General features: G+C 40.4%; 20 protein-coding genes. 10 read left to right on the top strand and 10 right to left on the bottom strand.

What is annotated here, in order from left to right; all coding sequences use genetic code 11:
* Positions 1-15: 15 nt before the first annotated feature.
* Positions 16-1317 carry a hypothetical protein gene (locus tag L0657_RS25730; RefSeq protein ID WP_235153657.1) on the bottom strand — a complete coding sequence of 434 codons (1302 nt, stop codon included), beginning with the start codon at positions 1315-1317 and terminating at the stop codon, positions 16-18.
* Positions 1301-2023, bottom strand: coding sequence for a type III pantothenate kinase (locus tag L0657_RS25725; protein WP_235153656.1), 723 nt, complete (start codon positions 2021-2023; stop codon positions 1301-1303). The genes L0657_RS25730 and L0657_RS25725 overlap by 17 nt, the downstream gene beginning before the upstream one ends.
* 457 nt (positions 2024-2480) lie before the next feature.
* Between L0657_RS25725 and rho the strand changes: the two genes are divergently transcribed.
* The 4 genes from rho (at position 2481) to L0657_RS25705 (ending at position 6576) form a co-directional block, all read left to right on the top strand.
* Positions 2481-4412, top strand: coding sequence for a transcription termination factor Rho (gene rho / locus L0657_RS25720; protein WP_235153655.1), 1932 nt, complete (start codon positions 2481-2483; stop codon positions 4410-4412).
* A 132-nt stretch (positions 4413-4544) separates the two neighbouring features.
* Positions 4545-5447, top strand: coding sequence for an OmpA family protein (locus tag L0657_RS25715; RefSeq protein WP_235153654.1), 903 nt, complete (start codon positions 4545-4547; stop codon positions 5445-5447).
* Positions 5448-5477: 30 nt separating this feature from the next.
* A complete protein-coding gene (locus tag L0657_RS25710) occupies positions 5478-5999 on the top strand; it encodes a hypothetical protein (RefSeq protein WP_235153653.1) in 522 nt (173 codons plus the stop codon).
* A 43-nt stretch (positions 6000-6042) separates the two neighbouring features.
* Positions 6043-6576 (top strand): hypothetical protein, encoded by a 534-nt coding sequence (locus L0657_RS25705; protein ID WP_235153652.1) that lies wholly within the window; start codon positions 6043-6045, stop codon positions 6574-6576.
* A 64-nt stretch (positions 6577-6640) separates the two neighbouring features.
* On the opposite strand, the gene htpG is transcribed toward L0657_RS25705, so the two are convergent.
* Positions 6641-8479, bottom strand: a complete 1839-nt coding sequence (gene htpG / locus L0657_RS25700; RefSeq protein WP_235153651.1) for a molecular chaperone HtpG — start codon at positions 8477-8479, stop codon at positions 6641-6643.
* Positions 8480-8728: 249 nt separating this feature from the next.
* Here htpG and L0657_RS25695 point away from each other — a divergent pair, with 249 nt between their 5' ends.
* Positions 8729-9280: a hypothetical protein gene (locus L0657_RS25695; RefSeq protein WP_235153650.1), complete on the top strand. Its 552-nt coding sequence runs from the start codon at positions 8729-8731 to the stop codon at positions 9278-9280.
* Between the two features lie 54 nt (positions 9281-9334).
* Here L0657_RS25695 and L0657_RS25690 read toward each other — a convergent pair whose 3' ends face one another.
* Both L0657_RS25690 and L0657_RS25685 read right to left on the bottom strand, forming a co-directional pair.
* Positions 9335-10036, bottom strand: a complete 702-nt coding sequence (locus L0657_RS25690; protein WP_235153649.1) for an MCP four helix bundle domain-containing protein — start codon at positions 10034-10036, stop codon at positions 9335-9337.
* A gap of 159 nt (positions 10037-10195) precedes the next feature.
* Positions 10196-12712 carry an outer membrane beta-barrel family protein gene (locus L0657_RS25685; protein WP_235153648.1) on the bottom strand — a complete coding sequence of 839 codons (2517 nt, stop codon included), beginning with the start codon at positions 12710-12712 and terminating at the stop codon, positions 10196-10198.
* A gap of 320 nt (positions 12713-13032) precedes the next feature.
* Here L0657_RS25685 and L0657_RS25680 point away from each other — a divergent pair, with 320 nt between their 5' ends.
* Positions 13033-13767 (top strand): DUF6962 family protein, encoded by a 735-nt coding sequence (locus tag L0657_RS25680; protein WP_235153647.1) that lies wholly within the window; start codon positions 13033-13035, stop codon positions 13765-13767.
* A gap of 71 nt (positions 13768-13838) precedes the next feature.
* Here L0657_RS25680 and L0657_RS25675 read toward each other — a convergent pair whose 3' ends face one another.
* Positions 13839-14474 (bottom strand): peroxiredoxin, encoded by a 636-nt coding sequence (locus L0657_RS25675; RefSeq protein ID WP_235153646.1) that lies wholly within the window; start codon positions 14472-14474, stop codon positions 13839-13841.
* Between the two features lie 486 nt (positions 14475-14960).
* On the opposite strand from L0657_RS25675, the gene L0657_RS25670 reads away from it, so the two are divergent.
* From L0657_RS25670 to L0657_RS25655, 4 genes are all read left to right on the top strand, one after another.
* Positions 14961-15800 carry an ATP-binding cassette domain-containing protein gene (locus tag L0657_RS25670; protein ID WP_235153645.1) on the top strand — a complete coding sequence of 280 codons (840 nt, stop codon included), beginning with the start codon at positions 14961-14963 and terminating at the stop codon, positions 15798-15800.
* A 93-nt stretch (positions 15801-15893) separates the two neighbouring features.
* Positions 15894-16664 (top strand): hypothetical protein, encoded by a 771-nt coding sequence (locus L0657_RS25665; RefSeq protein ID WP_235153644.1) that lies wholly within the window; start codon positions 15894-15896, stop codon positions 16662-16664.
* Between the two features lie 11 nt (positions 16665-16675).
* Positions 16676-17056: a GntR family transcriptional regulator gene (locus tag L0657_RS25660; protein ID WP_235153643.1), complete on the top strand. Its 381-nt coding sequence runs from the start codon at positions 16676-16678 to the stop codon at positions 17054-17056.
* Positions 17057-17066: 10 nt separating this feature from the next.
* Positions 17067-17747 (top strand): hypothetical protein, encoded by a 681-nt coding sequence (locus tag L0657_RS25655; RefSeq protein ID WP_235153642.1) that lies wholly within the window; start codon positions 17067-17069, stop codon positions 17745-17747.
* 90 nt (positions 17748-17837) lie between these two features.
* Here L0657_RS25655 and L0657_RS25650 read toward each other — a convergent pair whose 3' ends face one another.
* The 4 genes from L0657_RS25650 to gndA form a co-directional block, all read right to left on the bottom strand.
* Positions 17838-19178: a sigma-54 dependent transcriptional regulator gene (locus L0657_RS25650; protein WP_235153641.1), complete on the bottom strand. Its 1341-nt coding sequence runs from the start codon at positions 19176-19178 to the stop codon at positions 17838-17840.
* A 140-nt stretch (positions 19179-19318) separates the two neighbouring features.
* Complete coding sequence (pgl, locus tag L0657_RS25645) at positions 19319-20047, bottom strand: 6-phosphogluconolactonase (RefSeq protein ID WP_235153640.1); 729 nt, start codon at positions 20045-20047, stop codon at positions 19319-19321.
* 10 nt (positions 20048-20057) lie between these two features.
* A complete protein-coding gene (zwf, locus tag L0657_RS25640; protein WP_235153639.1) occupies positions 20058-21560 on the bottom strand; it encodes a glucose-6-phosphate dehydrogenase in 1503 nt (500 codons plus the stop codon).
* Positions 21561-21575: 15 nt separating this feature from the next.
* Entirely contained in the window at positions 21576-22988 is a 1413-nt protein-coding gene (gene gndA, locus L0657_RS25635; RefSeq protein WP_235153638.1) for an NADP-dependent phosphogluconate dehydrogenase, read from the bottom strand.
* Positions 22989-23592 lie beyond the last annotated feature (604 nt).

The following is a 23592-nucleotide window of genomic DNA, read 5'->3' as shown; positions in this document are numbered from 1 at the left end:
TCAGGTCTTATTTTATTAATCAATTTTTTGTTTTACAAACCACGTCTCTCTCAATGTTAATCCGAGCGATACACGTCCGTAACGTTCCCGTAACTGTCCGGTTCCCATAACGCCACGCTGTCCGCCGATAAAGGAAATAGAAACAAAGTTCTGATAACCGCGACCCATTGGGAAAGTGAAGCCTAAACTGAAATTGGTATCCTTCACATTCGTTTCTTTAACAACATAAGGCGTATTGCCGGCACTAAAACCAGCACGGTACCGAACATTATCAAAATAGCTAAGTGAACCAAACTTCGGCGTATACTCAACACCCAGGTGCAGGCGGTTGACATCTTTCAAACCGCTTGAAGGGTTATTACTTCCAAAGCTTCTGTATTCCGTCCATGCCTGATGGCTGTAATCAGCAGCCAAAGTAAGCTTATACGGCCATTCAAAACTGAAACCAACCTGAAATTGGGTTGGCAATGTCATATTACCATTGCTTTGATTGACCAGCGTATCCGGTTCGATTACAGGATAAGATCCCTGGGTCAGCTCAAATGAAGTCGTATGAATTGCATTCAGTTTTGTACCAAGCGTATAGGCACCACCAACATTTAAAAATAGCTTATTATCTTTTTTTACAGGAAGACGCAATGCTGCTCCACCCCTAAAAGCAAAATCACTGTATGTTGTCCGATCGTTGATACTGGCAAGATAATCGCTGCCGTCGCCAAAAGGAATGAGCGCCTCTGTGGATCTTCTTACGTTTCCAAAGAAATATGAAGTTTCCAGTCCAAGACTTAAATATTTACCAACTTGAACAGCGTTGGTAAGAGAAGCTTTGTTGACCCCACCTTTCCCGCTGTTATAATAGTAAGCGTTGAAAGGAGTTCCTGCTACATTTCGGGTTGTCGTATTGGTATAATCAACGAAGCTGTAAGGTTTAATACTTACACCAAGCGTCCATCTTTTCGCAACCGGGAACGACAAAGCCACATAGCCAAGGTTACCACCTGAATTAGTTTGTTTGTCTGATCCTGAATTGATTTGTTTGTATTGTCCGATTGCACCGAAATCAAGTGTTGTAAACTTGTTTCTAATCCACAAAGCAGGGTTGAGATTGTTAATTTCGAAACTGCTGGCAGTACTTACACCCGCTTGTCCCATTCCATTAGAAGCTGCAAATGCATCAGTATAAAGCTCCCCCATTCCGAGAGAAGAATAAGGAGCATTCCCTAGACCTTGTGCATTAACTTTTGATATTAAGACCGAACAATTGCATCCGAGCGTAATTGCTATCGTGAGTAATCCTATTCTATTGTAAAGCGACATTATATGTTAAAATTCTGTTCAGTCCAATTAATACCAGTTCCGGCACTGCAAATATGGGTGGTTTCAGGCTACTTTCAAAAAAAGGTATGTCACCACCACATACCACTACGCGCAAATCCGGCATTTTGTTACGATACCTTTCAATTATTCCTTCAATCTCCGCCAACATGCCGTTCATCACGCCACTTTGCATCGCTTGTTTTGTACTTTTCCCGATGAATTGCGGGTTACTCTCAGGATCAAACAGCGGAAGTCTTTTAGTAAACGTATGAAGCGCGTTAAATCGCATTCTTACACCCGGAGAAATTAAACCTCCCTGAAAAACCCCTTCCCTATCTACCAGATCATAAGTGATGCAAGTTCCCATGTCAATCACCAGCACATCAGAATCAGGAAACATCCAATTAGCCCCGACCGCGGCTGCAACCCTGTCTGCACCTAAGGTTTGCGGCGTTTCATAGTCCTTTCGAATAGGCACCGGCGTTTCCCCTGTAAGATTATAAACCGGTAAGTTTTCTTCCAGTGCTTCCACAAACTCTGCTGTCGAACGACTCACGGAAGAGTACATGATACGTTCAGGCAATTCTGATTTTATGAGTTGAATAAGATCAGAAAAACCTAGCATCGTTTGATATCGAAGCAAGTTATCTCCTGAAAACCAACCAATTTTTGCGTACGTGTTGCCCGAATCAACGACAATATTCATAATTCCACAAAAGTCTTCTTTTATTGGGAGAAATACTAGCATTCTCGGAAACACCGCGCCATAATATGCCCCTGTAAAAATAATTTAACACTTTTTAATAAAACATAAACATAGAATTTGCATTTTATTAAATGCTTTTGTACCTTCGTTTTAATAAAAAAGCACCCCTGTATTATTCAGTACGTCCAACGTTCGTCAGCTCTCAAAACTGATGATAAGAAAAATACTCAAAAAGTTTAATTACACACTTCATTTCCAATAAATTGCAAATAATTCCAGTTGATCCATCTTAGTTTATCATTTTGCTCAGCTTGTTTAGGCTTGCGCAAAAAAAATAGAATTTCACGCATCAATGACCATCACGTGACCCAGGAGCTGCGTGCTCTTATCATATTCCATCTATATTCACTATCCCATTAATCATCTGGTAAAGTTATCTTTACTGTATATTTTCTGTATGCTTACAATTGATGAATTAAACCTTAAGCTTCTGTCTGAGCTGAAAGAAATAGCAGGAAACACTGGCATTCAGGATTATGCTAAACTTCCTAAAAAAGAATTAGTCTCCAGAATTATTGCTCAACAAGAAGCACAGCAGAATTCCGCACCTGCGGTTGATACCCTTACTGAATCGGAGGCTTTTGAAGGCGACGAGCCTAAGAAAAAAAGAGCACGACGTACAGTCGCTAACGAAACGCCTGTATCTGCGAAACCTATTAACGCCCGCACCGGAAAACCGAGAAAGGAAAATGCGCCCAGCAGTTCGGCTCCGCTTTTTGACACAACACCCAGAGCTGTTGAGGTTCCAGCAGAAACAGCTGTAACTCCTGCGGCAACGAACGAAACTCCTGCAATAAGTGAAACGCCGGAGCGTCGTGAAGCACCTGCAAGAGCGGAAGTTCCTGCAAGAAGAGAGGCTCCTGCCAGAAACTTTGAAAGGACCGGAAAGAAATTTGATGCTCCGAAAAAAGAGATTTTTTCTAAAAATATAGATACTACCCCTCAGCATGATGAGGATGGAGATACGATGGATGATTTGGGCCTGGAAGAAGCTGCCGCACCAGCAGAAAGCACGGGACAGAATGATTCCATCACGCAAGCTGACAATACTGAAACATCTCAAAATGTTACAGTTAGCGCCTCTGAGGAGAAACCAGCGCAACAGCAGGCAGAAAATACTGAACGCAGCACCCCTAATAACAGTCCTTCCCAGCAGAGAGAAGATCCTTCAAATAAGATCAAACGTAATTATAACAATTACGTTCGTGAATTTGACGGTTTGATCGTCAATGAAGGAGTTTTGGAGATTATGCAGGATGGTGGATACGGATTTTTGAGATCCGCTGATTACAATTATCTGGCCAGTCCTGATGATATATATGTATCACCGTCACAAATAAAATTATTTGGCTTAAAAACAGGTGATACTGTAAAAGGTCAGATTCGTCCTCCGAAAGAGGGTGAAAAATATTTTGCATTGCTTCGCGTTGAAACGGTCAACGGGAAAACAACTGAGGAAATCAGAGACCGTATTCCGTTTGAATACCTTACTCCGCTTTTCCCGGAAGAATGTTTAAGATTGAGCGGCCGTCCTGACCAATATTCAACTCGTATCCTTGATTTGTTCGCGCCAATTGGAAAAGGTCAACGTGGAATGATCGTTGCCCAGCCAAAAACGGGTAAAACGGTTCTTTTAAAAGAAATCGCAAACGCTATTACACGCAATCACCCTGAGGTATTTTTGTTAATCCTTTTGATCGATGAGCGTCCGGAAGAGGTTACAGATATGCAGCGCAGTGTTCGGGCAGAAGTTATTGCCTCAACATTTGATGAGCAGGCAGACCGTCATGTAAAAGTGGCGAGTATCGTTCTTGAAAAAGCAAAAAGAATGGTGGAATGCGGACATGACGTGGTTATCCTTCTGGATTCTATCACACGTCTGGCCCGTGCATACAACACGGTGGTGCCTTCATCCGGTAAAATTCTTTCAGGTGGTGTTGATGCCAACGCTTTACACAAACCAAAACGTTTCTTCGGAGCGGCAAGAAATGTTGAAAATGGTGGTTCTTTGACCATTATTGCAACTGCTTTGATTGATACAGGTTCAAAAATGGACGAAGTTATCTTTGAAGAATTCAAGGGTACTGGTAACATGGAACTTCAACTGGATCGTAAACTTTCAAATAAACGCGTATTCCCGGCTATCGATGTTATGGCGTCTGGTACTCGTAGAGAAGATTTGCTTCTGGATAAAGAGACGTTGAAAAAGGTCTGGATTTTGAGAAAACATATGTCTGATATGAACGCGATGGAATCAATGGATTTCCTTCTCGATCATATGAAAGGCACACGGAACAACGAGGAGTTCTTGATCTCAATGAACCGATAATAAAAAATCCCGGATATAGCTATCCGGGATTTTTGCTTTCATTAAATCTTGAAAAAATCTATTTAGAGATTAAATTTATGTGACCGAATCCGGTTATTTCAGTCCATATAAGAAATTAATCCTTAAATAATTATGTCAAACAACAAAACACTTTGGTGGATTTTACTTATTGGCTGGATGGGAGGCTCAACCTATTGGCACGTATGTAAAATAAAGCAGCTCTGCGATGCGCCACTCTCAACGTCTACGGTAAATACCGACACTAACACACCAACAATTTCAATCACGCCGTTAACCATTACAGACGGCACAGCATTCAATCTTCAATCGCCTGGAAATTTTGGTTTCGCCAAATCAGGTGCAGATGCAAATTTATCTGGAGTACAAGCTGAAATCGATTCACTTGCTTCTTTCGCAGCTGCCAATCCAGGCAAAATTATTACAATTACCGGTTTGTATTCTTCGCAGGAGACCAATGCGACCAGTTTCCCAAATCTGGGAATTGCTCGTGCAGCGGGTATCAAGACGTATCTTACCGGAAAAGGTTTGCCTGACTCTTTGTTTATTTTGAACGGGAAATTAAGCGATGCCATTACTTTCAGTCCGGATTCTATGAGTGGCGGGATAGACTTCACTTTCGCAAAACGTATTGCTGTAACCGAAACCGATCTGGCGAACGAACAGAAGTACGAGAGTATTTTCAAACCGCTCGATCTTTACTTCCCAACAGCCAGCACAGAATATATAAAAACGGCCGAAAATGGCAAGTTTCTTGAAGAAGCTAAGAAGTTTCTGTCAGAGAATAAAGACAAAAAATTGTTGCTGACTGGCTATACCGACAGCGATGATAGTGCTGAGTGGAATCTTAAACTTTCTAAGAAGCGCGCTAACATTGTCAAGGCAAAATTTGTCGCGCTAGGTATGCCTGCTGACAGGATTTTGACGGCTGGAAAAGGTGAAGCCGATCCTAAGGCTCCTAATGATACCCCAGCAGGAAAACGTGCAAACCGACGCGTGACCATTGTCGTTCAATAGCTTATTTTAATCCAATAAACACATTATAAAATGTTTGAATTAAATCCTCTTGCCAATCCCGATGCCTTTTGGCAACACCTGTTGATGTTGGCCGTAGCGTTGATTCTCGGGTATATCATTGGCTACATTTCCAGAAAAAGCGTGATTACAGATATGGAGACTGAGTTATCCAGGTTGGACAGCGATCTCAAATACTGCCAGGATCAGAAAATTGTAATGAAAAAGTCTGCTGAACGCGTGCAGGTGAATAATGTTCGGACAGTAGTTCCGGTGATGCCTGTCGCTGAGAAAATTCAGCATGACGATCTAAAAATAATTGAAGGTATAGGTCCTAAAATTGAAAGTGTGCTAAAAAACGCGGGAATTAATTCCTTCCGTCAGTTAAGCCAGAAAACCGCAGAACAGATATCCGAAATCCTTGCGAATTCTGACTCACGTTTTCAGGTACATGATCCTACAACATGGCCTCGTCAGGCTGAACTTGCCGCCAATGGCGACTGGGACAGATTGAAAGCCTGGCAGGACGAATTAAACGGCGGCCGGATTGAATAGCCGAAGCATTTAAAAACTTTAATTCTAAGACAACTAACACATTATGATATTCTTACAACTTAATCCGTTCAGTAAACCGGTCGCGATTTCTGAAATTATTATACTTCTTATCATTGCTGCTTTACTCGGCTGGCTCCTCGCACGCCTGATGACTGGCGGACGTATAAGGGTACTACGTGAAGCGATTGATGACAGAAAATTAGAGCTTGCAGATTGCCGTTTGCAAAAGGTTGAATATCAGGCAACGCAGCCGCTGGTAGGCAAAGCCTCTAAAACTGTATATCCCGAAATAGAGCCAGTCCTTAAATCGTCAGAGGGAAAAAAAGTTGATGATTTAAAACTGGTTGAAGGAATCGGACCAAAAATTGAGGAGTTAATTAATAAAGAAGGCATATATACCTACGAACAATTAGCAAACACCTCACCGATTAGAATTTCAAATATCCTGAAAAATGCAGGCCCGCGCTTTCAAATGCATGATCCTACTTCCTGGCCGAAACAGGCACTCCTAGCAAAAGAAGGAAAATGGGACGAGCTTCAAATACTGAAAGACAAACTGATTTCAGGAAGGAGTTAAATTTCCCTATAATACAAAAACTCCGCCTTCGTTATGAAGGCGGAGTTTTTTGCTTAGATATTATTTACAAATTCACAACGGTACGTTGAATGAATTGTGTCAAATCTTTTCCAGTCAGCAATCCTTGTGATAACAGCGCGAGATCGTAAACCTGTTTTGCAAGAGTCTTTTGATCTTCTTCATTTTCAGTACTCAAAATGCGGCCCAGTACCGGATGGTTTGCGTTTACAGAAATTGTGTACATCATTGGCATATCACCAAACATAGAACGCTGTCCTGACGAAGCCTGCATATCCGTCATACGACGCATAAATTCAGGGAATGTAATCACGACTGGTAATTCGTCAACCGGCATCGCTTCGATTTTCACAGTACCAGCCTTGCTGTTTACTACTTCTTCAAAAAGTTTCTGAGCTTTCTCCTCTTCCTCTTTTGAGATAACGCTTTCAAGCGTAATGTCCTTTTCAATCAGTTTGTCAAGCGTATCAGCATCGACACGTTTCACCTGGATTTTTTCAACTTTCTGTTCTAACGTATTGATAAAATGAGAATCAATAACGCTGGTCAGTTCGAGAATGTCATAGCTGCGTTTTTTCGCTGACTCGATAAATGCATCTTGTTTTTTAACATCCGTAGTGTATAACCAAACCTGCATATCATTTTTGTCAGTCTGGTTATCTTTAACGACTTCACGATACTCTTCAAAAGTAAAATATTTTCCATCGACGTTTTTCAGAAGGCAGAAATCTTTCGCTTTATCATAGAACTTCTCGTCGCTGATGATACCATACTTAACAAAAAGTCCGATGTCATCGAATTTTTTCTCAAAACCTTCACGGTCATTTTTGAAGATTTCGGAAAGTTTGTCAGCAACTTTACGTGTAATATATCCGTTAATCTTCTTCACATTTCCATCAGCCTGCAAATAGCTTCTTGAAACGTTCAGTGGAATATCCGGAGAGTCGATCACACCGTGCAGCAATTGAAGGAAATCAGGAACGATATCTTTTACTTCATCCGTAATAAATACCTGACGGCTATATAGCTGAATCTTTTCGCGTTGTCCCTGGAAATCATTTTTCAGTTTCGGGAAGTAAAGTACACCTGTCAGATTGAATGGATAATCAACGTTCAGATGAATCCAGAACAACGGATCTTCACTGAATGGATAAAGTTCTTTGTAGAAAGAAAGATAATCTTCATCTGTCAGGTCAGCAGGATTTTTTGTCCAGATTGGATTTGGGTTGTTAATTACCTTGTCTTCAAACTGAATTTCTATCGGAAGGAATTTACCGTATTTTTCAAGAATTCCTATTAAACGATGCTCGTCTAAAAATTCTTCTGAATCCGCCGCAACGTGAAGGATAATATCTGAACCGCGTTCAGCCTTTTCCGCCGATGTCAATTCATATTCTGTCGATCCGTCACATATCCAGCGAACCGCTTCCGAACCGTCTTTATACGATTTTGTGATAATTTCAACATTATCCGCCACCATATAAGCAGAGTAAAAACCAAGACCAAAATGTCCGATAATACCCTTGTCTCCTTTTCCGTCTTCGCCTTTATCCTTGTATTTTTCTACAAATTCGGTAGCTCCGGAAAAAGCGATCTGGTTGATATATTTTTTTATTTCATCGGCTGTCATACCGATTCCATTATCGCTGATTGTGATCGTTTTGGCCTCTTTGTCCAATTTAACCACCACTTTCAGCTCTCCTAACTCTCCGTTAAATTCACCATAGGAAGCAAGTTTTTTAATTTTCTGACTTGCATCAACTGCATTTGAAACTAATTCTCGCAAAAATATTTCGTGGTCCGAGTAAAGGAATTTTTTAATTATCGGAAATATGTTTTCGGTGTGAATGCTAAGATTTCCTTTTTCCTGAATCACTGATTCCATAATTTTTCTGTTTATTGAATTTATATTTTAGAATTATTTTCTGCTTTGCAATACCGCATAAAAATTTGCGTTCCAATATGAATTATGCGCAAAGGAGTCTGACAGATTGTCAGCAACGTTCCAATTAGTAGAGAAGTAGATTTCCTGTTGGTTACTGCACCGCTTTTTAGTAATATTGCGTTCTCTACATGAAAGAATAAGCGTGAAGATTTTGAGAACCAGTTAATAGTGAAACACGAATTACAACCCATGAATCTAATTAAAAAACTTTTTGCCGGCCTGGCACTTATCGTTGGCGTATCTGCTTGTACCACCACGAATTCTATACCTTTTACCAATTACACCGTGTTTACGGAAGATCTGAGAAAAGATCTGGAAAGCGCCGGGATTCCTTTAAGCAAAGTTCAGTTTTTCAATGACAAGGCGATTACAATTCGTCGCGAGGTATCTGACCCAAATGACATTAAAGTAAATCCGGAAGGACAAATTAGTATTAGCAACGGAAAAAGTATTCAGACAATCAATGTTCGTCCTTTCACACCGGGCGTTTCGCTGGGATCTGGTAATGGAACGATCAATGTTTCCTGGGATGATACGCAGCAGGACAAAAAAGGAATGTTGTTCAATCTGAGCGGTCAGAATTACTTTCTTGACGTTATGCCAAACAACAAGTTTTCTTACAAGGAACGCACGTTTGATATGCAGGCTGGAAACGGTACCCGCCTTTTTGTTAATAAAGATTTGTTGAAACAAGTGAACAATCAGCGCGAAACTTTGAAAGGTCGTAAAGTTGGTCAATAAGAAATAATGATTAACATAAAAACAGCCATGAGCGATCTCATGGCTGTTTTTGTGTTAGTTTAAATGAAAATGCTGTCCTTCATCTTTCATTACTTTCGAGGTATTAATAATTCTCGAATTTTGAATAAATACCAGAACGATCAACCCGATAATTACGGCTAACCCAACTTGCAAAAAGGAAATTATTGCATAACTGGCAAAATCGCTCTGCGATTCCCTTATTAATTCTTTTCCGACAATCGACTGGATTTTCGTTAATTCATTTAGGTTACTGATCGTACTCTGGAAAGTTCTCGCCCCAGCTCCTTCAAATATTTCCCTTCCAGCGTCCCTGTGACCTGAATTATAAAGATTCAGCATCATGTTTTCCAGAAGCGCGTATTCCTCCACCCTATTTTTGAAGACCGCCAAACTTTTTGCTTCCTGATCTACCAGGTATGTTTTTTCAAACATCTGGATAAGCGAATCTATACTTTGGTTATGTACTGAAAGTAATCCAGAAATTTCTCCACTATTTTCAGCGTCATTGGTCAGCAAAAACTTTTCCAGCAAAAGACGTTTTCCATACAGATCCTCAGTCAGATAAATAATCGTGGTCGCCGGTATCAGCCGATCCTGATAAATCGATGAAAAGGATTTATCAATTCCACTGATATTTCTTCGGGAGACGATTGTACCCAAGACAATCACAAGCATAATTCCACCAAGGAGCAGCGTCGCTTTAAATTTCTGCTGAATTACAAATGACCATTTCATGACTAGTGTGACTTTGTTTAATTATAAAAAATAATAATTTATTATAATAATAATCAAATATTATCCATTAGTCAAACAAAGGCTGATTAATTTATGCGGTAAACGAATAAAAAAGGCTAACAAAAAGTTAGCCTTTAAAATAATGAGCGGGACGATCTGCTAATTATTTTCACCACCACTCTTAACATCTGAGTTCGATACTGACCGCGTTTTACGTTTCGGCGCGTCAAAACTCATTTTTCCAATTGAATAACTGAAAGTAATCTTGAAGTTCCGGTTATATAATTGTGTTTGACTGGACTGCGCAAGTATTGGTGATTTCAAATCTGAGGTAAATTTCACCCCGTTTGTGAGGAAATTTTCAGCCCCAAAACCAATACTCCCTTTCTTGTTGGCAAAATCTTTTTTGAAGCCAAGCGAGTACATATAAAAACCGGTTCTTGTTCCCTGCAACTGAACTTCTCTGCCCCGGTAGAAAGCAAAAGCCTGTAAACCCCAACCTTTTTTCAACGATAATTGTGACATCAGGCGACCGCCATAATTAAAGCCCGAATTGCTGACCGCCTGCGAAACGCCTGCTTCATTTACCGTCTGACCTTCCATATAGGATTGTAAAAGATCAATACTTCCATTAACGGTCCATTTAGATGTGAGGTAAACATTGGCGAAAATATTCATTCCATATGCACTTTGCTTCCCGATATTCTCGAATGTCGTAACGATCGCGCCGGCTAGCGTATCGACAGTAGTCCGGATCTGCGTGATTGAATTATTCGTATTTCTTGCAAAAGCAGACACGTTCAGATATGTTTTTTTAATATTGGTACTCAAACCTACTTCGAAGTTATCAGTCAATTCCGGGCTGAGCAATGGATTTCCGGTACTTATACTTTGCGGATTTGAAAGGTTGACATTCGGGTTTAATTGTTGAATACCCGGACGTTGAATTCTGCGGTTATACGCTGCCTTAATTGTCGTTGCATCCGTCAGGTTTTTTGAAACATTGATACTTGGAACGAGATTTCCGTAACTTGGAATATTCACTGCGCCTTCCGCACCCATATCTGCGTTGATCCCCGTATACTCATACCGCGTTCCCGCTTTGAAAGTATATTTATTTTTCGTCGTCAGGGTATAAGATACATAACCAGCAGCCACATTCTGATTGTAATTCAACGCGCCTGACGGATTATCAGGATTGATCGTAAAATCGCCGGATTCACCTGCCATCAGATATTTATAGTCGCTATTGACAGTCCGGAAAATTCCCTTTGCACCAAATTCCAGCAACTGATTTTTCTTGATCGGTGTCTGGTAATCAGTTTGTAAGGTGAATTCCGTATTGAAATTTTCGTTTACGTTTTTCAATTTGCTTCCGACGCTACCACTCGGCGTTAATAAGTCTGTATTGAAATTGTTGGTCAGATTAGTTCTGCTATAAAGCGTTGAAAAGCTCCATTCCTGTTGCGGCTTGAAGGTGCGTACATAGTCAACGTTCACGTCAACAGTTCCTGAAAGATCTTTACGATCAACTTTACGCTGAGAATTTGAAGTTAATTCTGAATTGGTAAACTGATCTATTGTCAGATTCTGCTTCTGAATAAAATTCCTGGTACCATAACGAACGCCAGCGGAAAGTGCCTGATTTTTCCCCAAATCATAATCAAAACCCAAAGAATATTGTCCGAACAATCCCCGATCCTTTGAATCAGAAGTTTGATTTGTGCCAAATATGTCACTTCCTGATTTCGTTTCCTGATTCAAATCCGAAGTGGCTTTATTATAAAATGCACGTCCGAAACCACCCAGCGTAAAACCCATTTTTCCTTTTCTATAACTACCGTTAAGTCCCAGGTTGGTACCGCGATTTCCAACGCCGGAATCAACATTCAGCGTTAGTCCCTGCAAATTATTTTTCTTGGTAATGATATTGATAATACCTCCTGAACCTTCCGCATCATATTTGGCTGATGGCGAAGTGATAACCTCAACTGACTTTATCATATCAGCTGGAATTTGCTTCAATGCATCGGCCACGTTGCTGGCGATAATGGTTGAAGGTTTATTATTGATCAAAACGCGAATATTAGAACTTCCTCTCAACGAAACATTTCCATCAAGATCAACTGACAACATAGGAACTTTGCGAAGCAAATCCGACGCGTCGCCGCCTTTTGACGTAATATCTTTTTCTGCATTGTAGACCAGGCGGTCAACTTTTTCTTCTACCATCGATTTCTCACCGGTGATCGTTACTTCATCGAGCGTTTTGGTGTTGGCAGACATCTGTACCTTACCCAGATTGATATCTTTTCCCTTTTCGACAGAAATGTTGTTTACCGATTTATCTTTAAAACCTAAAAACGAAATCAGCAGTTTATATTTTCCAGGTGCAACACTTGTGATTTCAAACTTTCCATCCACATCAGCGACAGTTCCATCGATCACTTTGTTATCTGTGGCATTAACCAAGGCAACGCTGGCAAACTCAACTGGCTTCGCAGCCGCCGAATCAGAAACAATTCCTGAAATTTTCGAATTTCCTTTTGGAGTTGATAGCGCCGGCGCCGTAGAAGTTGGGGCGATAGAACCTTGTGCCTGGATCAGTTGCGATTGTAAAAACAAAACGCCTGTCAGCACTATTACTTTAAAACTTTTTAAAAATACCTTGTTCATGGTGAATTGATTTATGGTCAGGAGGGTGAGCCTAACATTTGACACATTTCCCGATACAAAGGAATAGGATGTTTACCACAAGAATTTTGGTAATAGACCAGCGACCTGATTTTATCTACGGACTGGCACTTTTCACCAGGTGGAGTTCTTTATATTTAGAAGAACTCCAGAATTTTTGATCAATATTATCCTTGGCTTGTTGGCATAGTTTTATTAAACAGGTATTGAAAGGGCTGAATGTTGCAAAAAAGGCTTCATTTGTTGTTACTTTGAATAAAAAATAAGAACCCTGACTTTATTACCAACAGAAACTTCGCCTAATGAACGAGATTGCCATTGACTTCGACAAAGTACATCAGATAAAATTGTTTGGCATTACCATTTTAGAGCCGTCGACTGTTATATCCAGCCTTTTGATGGCAATTGTATGCTTTTATGCTTTTGTGCACTTAGGAAAGCTAAGTCGCAAACACGTAATGTATCGCCAGATTCAATATTTTTTTCTTTTTATGGGCATCGCCACCGTAATTGGTGGTGTTCTCGGACATGGATTTTTATACGTAACGGGACAGCGCGGAAAAATTCCCGGATGGTTTGCGAGCATGATCGCTGTCGCCTTGTTTGAGAGAGCAGCAATATGGCATATCAAACCGCTATTAAGACCAAAATTCGGATCCTGGCTCGGCTATTTGAATTATTTTGAATTGACGACATTTTTTGTGTTGACATTCATCACATTGAATTTTGTTATCGTAGAAATACACGCCGTTTATGGATTGTTCCTGATGTTATGCTCCATTGAAATTTATGTTTACAAGAAGAAAAAAGATCCTGGAAGCAAATACATTTTTATCGCTTCCTTTCTGGGCGCCGTTGCCGCAGGTTTCCATGCATTAAAATTCAGTTTTGGCCCGTGGTTCAACTACAACGACATAAGCCACATCCCAATGGGATTATCGATCTGGTATTATTATCAGGCTGCAAGAAATATGATCTATTACGGAGATCCGGTGATTGAACCGGAAAAAGTCATTAAATCTGAGGTAGAAAACTAAAAAATCCCCGATTCAAATACTGCAAAGCAGCTATTGAATCGGGGATTTTGCGTGTAAATACGCTAACAAGATTATTTATTAGGCTGCGGAGTATAACGCAAATATGGCTTTACAATACGCAAACCTTTTGTAAATTTCTTCTCGGCATCTTCCGTACTTACGGACGGAACCACTATAACATCTTCGCCATCTTTCCAGTCAGCCGGTGTTGCTACTGAGTAATTAGCTGTCAATTGAAGTGAGTCAACAACGCGAAGAATTTCATTAAAATTACGTCCTGTCGATGCCGGATATGTAAGTGTCAATTTTATTTTTTTATCAGGACCAACGATAAATACGGACCGCACAGTTGCCTTTTCGCTGGCATTCGGATGTATCATATCGTATATTTCAGCAACCTTACGCCCTTCGTCTGCGATGATCGGGAAGTTAACTTCTGTATCATTTACTTCATTAATATCCGGAATCCAGCGGTTGTGCGAATTAATATCATCGACACTGACAGCCAAAACTTTTACATTACGTTTTTGAAACTCACCTTGTAAAAGGGCGGTTTTCCCAAGCTCTGTTGTGCAAACAGGAGTAAAATCCGCTGGATGAGAAAAAAGCAATCCCCAGCTGTCGCCTAACCATTCGTGAAATTTAATAGGTCCTTGTGTTGTATTTGCCTCAAAATCCGGGGCAATATCTCCTAATCGAAGTGACATAATATTAAAGGTTTAAATTAAAAAGCATAATCTACTGATATTATAGAGTTAACGCAAATTTAGATAAATAGATTCAGAAATATAATTGTTCCGTCTTATTATCGGGTTTGGAAAAATTAGTTACTCGAAAACTCAATGCTTCTATAAATTGACACTTTTTTCAAATATACTTTTTAACCTCATTTTAAGGATAGTTTAACAGCGTTTTAATTGACGTGTAGCTTCTTTGATACATGGATCAGATTTTGGCCAGATACCTGATCAAATTTGAACTCATACTTCAATAACTTATTTACTGAAATCAAATAACCCGCATCATCCTTGACATAATCCATTAAAATTAAAATGCAACAAGTTATCCTTAAAGGGGGCCTCTGCTTAGAGGCCTTCTTTTTTTATATTTTTTTCAAAAAATGCTAGATATTCTGAAATCAATCGCATACATTTGATGTGTACTATTACACTAGAACACTAAATAAGTACTATATGATTCACGTAGACTCGGTGTCATTTGGATACAGTTCTAAAAAGCTGCTGTTTGAAAATTTGTCAGTTAAGCTTCATCCGGGAAATATATACGGGCTGCTTGGCAAAAATGGGGCTGGTAAATCCAGTTTGCTAAGAAACATAGCAGGACTTTTATATCCGACAGCCGGCAAAATCGAGATCGATGGTTGGGAGCCAAAAAAACGACAACCTTCGTTTTTGCAGGATTTTTTTCTTATTCCCGAAGAAATCGATCTTCCCTCGGTAACCATTGAAAAGTACATTGAGACGCTTGCGCCTTTTTATCCAAAGTTTGATGAAGTACAGTTCCGTAATTATCTGGGAGAATTTGAGATACCCCAGGGAAACAAAATCACAGACCTCTCTTATGGACAGAAAAAAAAGGTGTTGATCAGTTTCGGTTTGGCGACCAATACCAAACATCTGATCATGGATGAACCGACGAACGGGCTTGATATTCCTTCGAAAAGCCAGTTTAGAAAAGTCGTTTCTTCCGCCCTGGATCCTCACCGCATCATTCTGATATCCACACACCAGGTTCGGGACCTGGACAATCTTATTGATTCAATCATTATCCTGGACGACAGCAAAATTCTCGTGCATCATAGTCTTGACGAGATCAGTGAAAAACTTCGTTTTACAACGTTGGTTACTGCCGAAGACGACACCAGGATTTTGTATTCAGAGCCTTCCCTAAAAGGATATACCGTTGTAATGGAAAACCTGGAGCAGGAAGACAGCCGTGTTGACCTAGAACGCTTGTTCAATGCTGTGATGAACAATCCTGCACGCATCAGGAAAATCTTTCAAAAACCATGAAACTGCTGATTCAACTGCTGCTGATTTTAGGTTTTCTGATCCTGAAATCTCTTCCCAAATCATCTCCAATGTCAAACCTTAAAACTTATCTATATGAATCAGGTTTTTAGTTTTCACCGCTACTGGCTTCTGCTTAAACTGGATTTTGCCGAAAATGGAAAAAGAAGCTTGCTTTCGCTTGCAGTTATTTTTGGTCTCATGCTGATTATGATGAGTCCGACGATTGATTATTCAAAATTAGGTTTTGATCCGGTTTTCTTACATGCGCTAGCTTATTTCTTCATAACATTTTGTACCAGCTTATCGGCCAGTCTAGTGTTTGACAAATATGCATCTTCAACAAAAGGGATCAACGCCATATTAATTCCAGCTTCACAAACGGAGAAATTTCTGGCAGCACTGACAGGAAACCTTGCGTTCGCAACAGTACTTATCGCCCTGTTTATTGTTATGCATATTTGGTTTATGGAAATTCTTGCGTTAGACAATAAGGACATACTTAATAGAAAATTTAATCTACATTTTCTCGCGCGGCTTGTTTACATCTATTACCTGGTACAGGGCGTATGTTTTTTAGGTTCGATTTATTTCAAAAAGGCAACTTATATTAAAACTGCTTCAGTGCTGGTTTCCTTTATTATTGTCTTTTCTTTAATCAACAGAACGTTCGTAAGGAGTCTCACCGACGCTGATCCTGCCATTAGTGCAATGCCATTTGGGCAGTGGAATATTGTGGGAAGAAACGCGATGTTCCAAATTGAATACAGCGAATCCACTTTTCTATTAATAAAAATATTTCTGGTGTTCTTCGTCCTTGGGCTCTGGTATATCGCATTCGTAAGATTAAAAGAAAAGGAAATTTAACCCGGTGAATTATGGAATTTAAAGATAAACAATCAATCTATTTGCAGATCGCAGATTATATCTGTGAACAGCTGCTGCTTGGTAAATGGCCGCCCGATGATAGAATTCCTTCGGTGAGAGATCTGGCCGCAACGCTGGAAGTAAATCCAAATACGGTCATGCGCACCTATGAATATCTGCAAGGCAAAAACATCATTTTCAATAAGCGTGGTGTGGGATATTTTACGGATGCCGAAGCAACCAACAGAATCAGAGAATACCGAAAAGAAAGATTTCTGGAAAGTGAACTTCCAGAATTTTTCAGGACACTTTACATGCTCGATATCAGCATTGAAGAATTGCAACAGCGATATAAAACTTTTATTGACACGGCTTATCCTGCAACATTTTAATTAAAATGACATGAAAACAAGCAACAAACTTCTTATCGTCATTGCCTTTATTACACTGATCGCAATGCTTGGGAGTAATTTGGAAATACAGGCAAAATATAAAAAAATGAAGTCGGATGATCTGTTACCAGGCTACATTTCTACCACGGTAAAACCGATTCGCGTGATCGTTTTGAAAGGAAATTTAAATGGTTTCGTAGAAATTCAGTCAGGAAAAACCAACGATGTCAAAATGCACCCGACATTCACAAAACAAGCCAAGTCAGCAATGCATGGTGATACGCTTGAAGTGAGTTTGATATATCCGAAGCGAAATAATTTTACCGAAACCAAAGTGCCTTATTTTGGTCCGACAGTCCATATAGATGTTACTAATCTCACGGAAGTTATTTCAACAGACGTTTCTTATAAAATCAAAGGGCTTAAAACAACTCAATTGAAATTACAGGCCAGCGGAGGTTACACGCTTCTGGATAGTACTGATATCGGCCAGGTTACCGCAGTTTACAAAAAGGAGGCCATGCTGAAAATCGCTGAAAATAATAAACTTGGTCAGACGAATATTAAAATTCAGGATAAAAGCGAGCTCAATGTTGAGAAAGATATTTTCAGCTCTTTGAATATGGATATTGACAGCACCGCACGTATTACAATGCCGGGCAATATGCTTTACAAATTGATGAAAAAATAACGCAAATCCATTAGCCATGAAATATGAACGGACGCAGGTTAATTGATCCGCGTCCGCTCCTCCTTTTATCTTGAAAATATTTCCTGATATCTAATGGATATTGTACTCTTCCAGTTTTCTGTAAAGTGTAGCAATACCGATTTCCAGTAATCTTGCGGTTTCGGCTTTATTTCCTCTGGCATAATTCAGCACTTTCTGAATATGTAATTTTTCTATACTTTCCATTGAAAAAGCAGAAAGCTGGCCATTTTTAGCCGTTGGTTCAGATTGCTGAATTTCAAAAGGCAGACTATCAATTTCCAGCTGGTCATCACTTAAAATCACGGCGCGTTCAACGACGTTTTTCAGCTCACGAATATTCCCCACCCATTTATACGTTTCCAGTTTTTTGAGAAATTCGTCTGAATAAGTAAGCGTTTTTTTATTCATTTTTGCGGAAAACTGCGCCACGAAAAACTGAAGAAGCGGCTCAATATCCTTTACCCTTTCTCTTAAAGCCGGAAGCTGAATTTGGAATACATTTAAACGAAAATAAAGATCGGAGCGAAAACGTTTTTCTTCACTTTCAACCTTCAAATCCCTATTCGTAGCTGCTATAAGGCGAAAATTGGATTTGGAAGGTCTGGTATCACCCAGTTTGATAAACTCATTGGTTTCCAGCACACGCAATAATTTTGCTTGTAATTCAAGAGGCATCTCCCCTATTTCATCCAGGAAAAGTGTCCCATTATTCGCCTCTTCGATCAACCCTTTTTTATCTTTATTTGCACCTGTAAACGCTCCCTGCTTGTAACCAAACAACTCACTTTCAAGAATATCTTTACCAAAAGCACTACAATTCAATGCTACAAAATTTTTCCCGGCTCGCTGGCTTGCCTGATGAATTCCCTGTGCAAAAACTTCCTTACCGGTCCCGGTTTCTCCCGTTAAAAGCACATTCGTATCATTTGGAGCTACTTTTTGCGCAAGGTCGACGGCCTGCTGAATTGATCTAGATTTACCAATAATTGCCTGAAAAGAAAACTTATCATCGACACGTTTTTCCAGTTCCTTAACCCGCTTTTGTAATTGTACTTTTTCGATAGCGCGGTGAAGCAAAGGAATTATCTTGTCATTATCATCTCCTTTTACAATATAATCAAAAGCGCCATTTTTCATTGCCTGTACACCGTCTGTTATATTTCCGTAGGCGGTGAGCAGGATAACTTCAAGCTGTGGTTTTTTAAGTTTTATTTTGGAAACCATGTCGACACCGCTTCCGTCGGGCAATTTCACATCACACAAAACGACATCGATGTCATTTTGTTCCACACTTTTTAACCCCGATTTACAGTCTCCCGCTTCGAGCACCTCAAAGCCTTCTGATTTTAAAATTCTTGCTAAAAGCGCACGAAGTTTTTCTTCGTCGTCAATAATTAATATCGTTTTCAAGTTCTTCCTGGCTGACTAATGTTGCCGTAAATGTAGTGGTAATTTGATGAGCACGTATCAAATTCAAAGGTTCTTTTTAAAAGTAAAAAGGGGCAATATCGAATCGATACTACCCCTTATAATATATTTTACTGAAACTTTTATGCAGTCAACCCGCTTGCAGCAGCTTCGTCAATAAACCAGTGAAGTTCTCCTTTTATAGGTTTGATTACCTGCGAAGGATAAGTATCCGGCGCGAATTGTCCTTCAAGAACATGTTTTAAAACTTCTGCTTTGCCAGCACCCACTGCTAGAAAAGCAATACATGCTGCATGATTAACCACGGGTGCGGTCAACGTAATGCGGAACATATCCTGCGAATGTAAAAAGAAGGAAGTTACCCACGCATCTTTTTCATGAATTACTGGCGTTCCCGGAAATAAAGACAAAGTGTGCCCATCATCGCCCATACCCAGCAAGACAAAATCAAAGGTAGTTTCCTCACCTTCAAAATACTCCTTCAATATTTTTTCATATTCAGCAGCTGATTCCTGGGCACTCATGTCCGTACGCATGACGTGAATATTCTCAGCTTTAATATCAACTTTATCCAGTAATTCGTCGTAGGCCATTTTTGCATTGTTACGAGAATCTTCAAACGGAACCGCTCTTTCATCACCCCAGAAAAAATGGACTTGTTCCCACGGAATACTTTCGCTGAACGGCGACGCAGCCAGTAATTTATACAACTGCTTAGGTGTATTTCCACCGGAAAGAACAAAAGTGAACCTGTCTTTCTTTTTTAAAACTTCCGGAATATAATAACCAAGCCAGGCTGCCAATTCTGCGCTAACCTGTTCTGCGTCTTCTGCAATATGAAGTTGAGACATAATTTTCGTTTTATGCTGATGGTACATTAATCCACGTATGCCCTTCCTGTGCAATCAGCTTATCTGCTGCTTCCGGCCCCCAGGAATCAGGCGTATAGTTCGGAAAATCAGCTGGCTTGTGACTTTCCCAATGTTCTAAGATTGGCATAATCACCTTCCATGCAGCCTCGACCTGATCTCCCCGCATAAATAACGTTGGATCACCTTCCATTGCATCCAACAGCAAAGTTTCGTAAGCTTCCGGTGCATGGTCTGCTTCGGTGTCATAACTGAAAGTCATATCCACAGGATCCAGAGTCATCGTTTGCCCAGGACGTTTTACCTGAAAACGAATACTGATATCCATTTCCGGTTGAATGCTGATCGTAAGCTTATTAGAATGCCAGGTATCGGTAGATTCGTCCGGGAAAGCGTTATGCGGCGCAGATTTAAATTGCAACGTAATATGCGTTGCCTTTTGGTTCAGATATTTCCCTGTACGGACGTAAATAGGAACACCTTGCCAGCGCCAGTTGTCTATATAAAATTTTGCGGCAGCGAAAGTATCAATCGCAGATTCAGGATTTACTCCCTTTTCCTCACGATATCCAACCACTTCTTCGCCTTTTTTCCAGCCTCTTGAATATTGTCCCCGAACGGCATGCTCACTTACTTTATCAGGCGTAATCCGGCGAATGGCATTTAATACATCTACCTTCTTATTTCTAATTTCGTTGGCATCAAAGGAAACAGGTGCTTCCATCGCAACCATACAAAGTATCTGCAAAATATGGTTTTGAACCATATCACGCAAGGCACCGGAATTCTCAAAATAGCCTCCGCGACCTTCCAAACCAACACTTTCAGCAGCGGTGATCTGGATATGATCAATATAATTACGATTCCAGATTGGCTCAAACAGTGCATTCGCGAAGCGCAATGCAAGGATGTTCTGAACGGTCTCCTTACCAAGGTAATGATCGATACGGAAGATTTGTTCCTCTTTGAACATACTCGAAAGCAAAGCATTTAATTCGTGCGCGCTTTTCAGATCATGACCAAAAGGTTTTTCAACTACAATTCTGGTGCAATGCACATCACTGCAAAGATTCAGCGCACCAAGTTTCGTAGCAATTGAAGGAACAAGCTGCGGAGCCACGGCCAAATAAAAAATCACGTTTGGGTGTTGTCCCCATTCCGCTTCTTTTTCCTTAACCAGATCGGTAATCTTATGATAAGCTGAAGCATCGTCTCCATCCATTTGAAGATATGAAACATGCTTGGCAAAATCTTTCCAATGCCCGTTCTGTTCCCCTTTACGACGGGAAAACTTGGTTATCCCGTCCAATAAATGACCATGATATTCCTCGTTGCTATATGAGCTTCTGCCTATGCCGGCGATTGCAAATTTATCCGGCATCCACTCATCCAAAAAAAGATTGTAAAGTGCCGGCGTTAATTTTCTGTAATTTAAGTCACCGCTACCTCCAAAAATAAAAAGTATGGAAGCAGGCGGTCTTTTATTTGTTTTCATAAAAGTTACACGCTATTAATGATTCCACTCGGTATGGAAAGTTCCCGGAATATCGATACGCTGGTACGTGTGGGCACCAAAATAATCACGCTGCGCCTGAATCAGATTTGTTGCCATACGCTCGCTGCGGTAGGCATCGAAATAAGCCAGTGACGACATCAAAGCCGCAGCAGGAATTCCGCTCAAAGCAGCCTGCGCAGCCACCGCCCGTGTATTGCTTTCAACAGATTTTATGATTTCCGCAACACCCGAATCAAGCAGAATGTTTGACAAACCAGGTGTATTTTTATATGCGTGTGTGAAAGTTGCCAATAAGGTCGAACGGATAATACATCCGCCGCGCCACACACTTACAGCATCCGGTAACGGAATATCCATTGCCAGCTCTTTCGACGCCTGGAAAAGCATGGCAAGACCCTGGGCGTAACTCAATATCGTACCAAAATATAGTGCATCATGAACCTGTTTGATCCATTCGTCAGTCGAAACGTTGATCGGTGCGCCAGCTTCATTATATAATGCAGCTGCCTGGATTCTTTCTTCTTTATATCCTGAAACGGTACGCATCGCAACCGCGCTGTCAATAACTGAAACCGCGACAGGCAATTCCATTGAATCTTGGGAAGTCCATTTTCCGGTTCCTTTTGAACCAGCTTTGTCAGAAATTACATCCAGCAGGCGCGCTGAGGTCTTGTCGTCGTCTTGAAGGAAAATGTCAGCAGTGATTTCAACAAGAAAAGATTGTAACACGCCTTCATTCCAGGCTTTGAAGGTTTCGTGAAGCTGGTCGTTATTCAGGCCGGCGTGTTTCAGCAAAGTATACGATTCGCTGATCAACTGCATGATCGCATATTCGATACCATTATGCACCATTTTCACGTAATGGCCTGCTCCTTCTTTTCCAAGATAGGCAACACAAGGTTCGCCGTTGACTTTTGCTGCAATAGCTTCCAATAAAGGTTTCACATGCGCATAGGCCTCTAAATCTCCGCCGGGCATAATACTTGGGCCGGTACGTGCGCCTTGCTCGCCACCAGAAACACCAACGCCCATGAAGTGAATTTCTTTGTCGCGAAGATATTTAACGCGGCGTAAAGTATCAGTATAATGAGAATTTCCACCATCAATAATCACGTCTCCTTTTTCAACCAAAGGCAGAAGTGACTCGATCACATCGTCAACCGGTTTTCCGGCTGGTACAAGCATCATCAATTTCCGTGGACGCTGTAATTGCTGCACCATCTGTGCAAGATCCGGAACTCCTTTCACAGTAGTTCCTTCTGTTGCAGCGGCCTCAAGAGCTACCGTTTTGGCTGGGTCCTTATCAAAGCCAATAACAGAAAAACCATGATCGGCGGTGTTAAGCAATAGGTTTCTACCCATTACTCCCAACCCAATCATTCCAAAATCGAAGAGGTTATTTGACATAAATTAAAGGTCTATTGAAACAAGAAGCCGTAAAAATAGGCTTTTTTCATACTGGTTTTACGATTTTGAAGAAGCTTTGGTTCATATCATGTAAAAAACCCGGCACCTGCGTTTCCTGATTATTTGTAAGTATCCGCAAGTGAATATTTGTTTATATGAATTACCATGTAGTAAAACCCTGATTCAGAAATATTTAAATCGTTAATAATTGGAGTATAGATGATTCAAATATAAAATTTAATCTATCAAATGTTAACGCAAAATTTAGCTTAAATAATTTTGAGGCGAAGGTTCTTTCACCCTTTCAGGGTTTTAAGCCCAGGTTATCAGGCTTTTTACTACAATACTTTCATCCCTTCGGGATTATAATCCGAGGTAAATCAATTACTGAATTTAAGGTTAACAATTGTAAAATATTTATTTTTCGAAGCCTAATCCCGAAGGGATGAAAGTATTATAGAAATAGAAAATGCTTCACTGCCAGATAAAACCCCAAAGGGGTGACAGAAAAATTCATCCATTAGGAATTAGATACTGGGGGAAATGAATCATTCGATTCTAGAATTGTAACAACATCTATTATACGAAGCGTAATCCCGAAGGG

Source organism: Dyadobacter sp. CY345 (assembly GCF_021502725.1).
In the GTDB taxonomy this organism is placed as follows: Bacteria; Bacteroidota; Bacteroidia; order Cytophagales; family Spirosomataceae; genus Dyadobacter.
The sequence above is the reverse complement of the archived record's forward strand: the minus strand, read 5'-3'. Positions and strand labels throughout refer to the sequence as shown.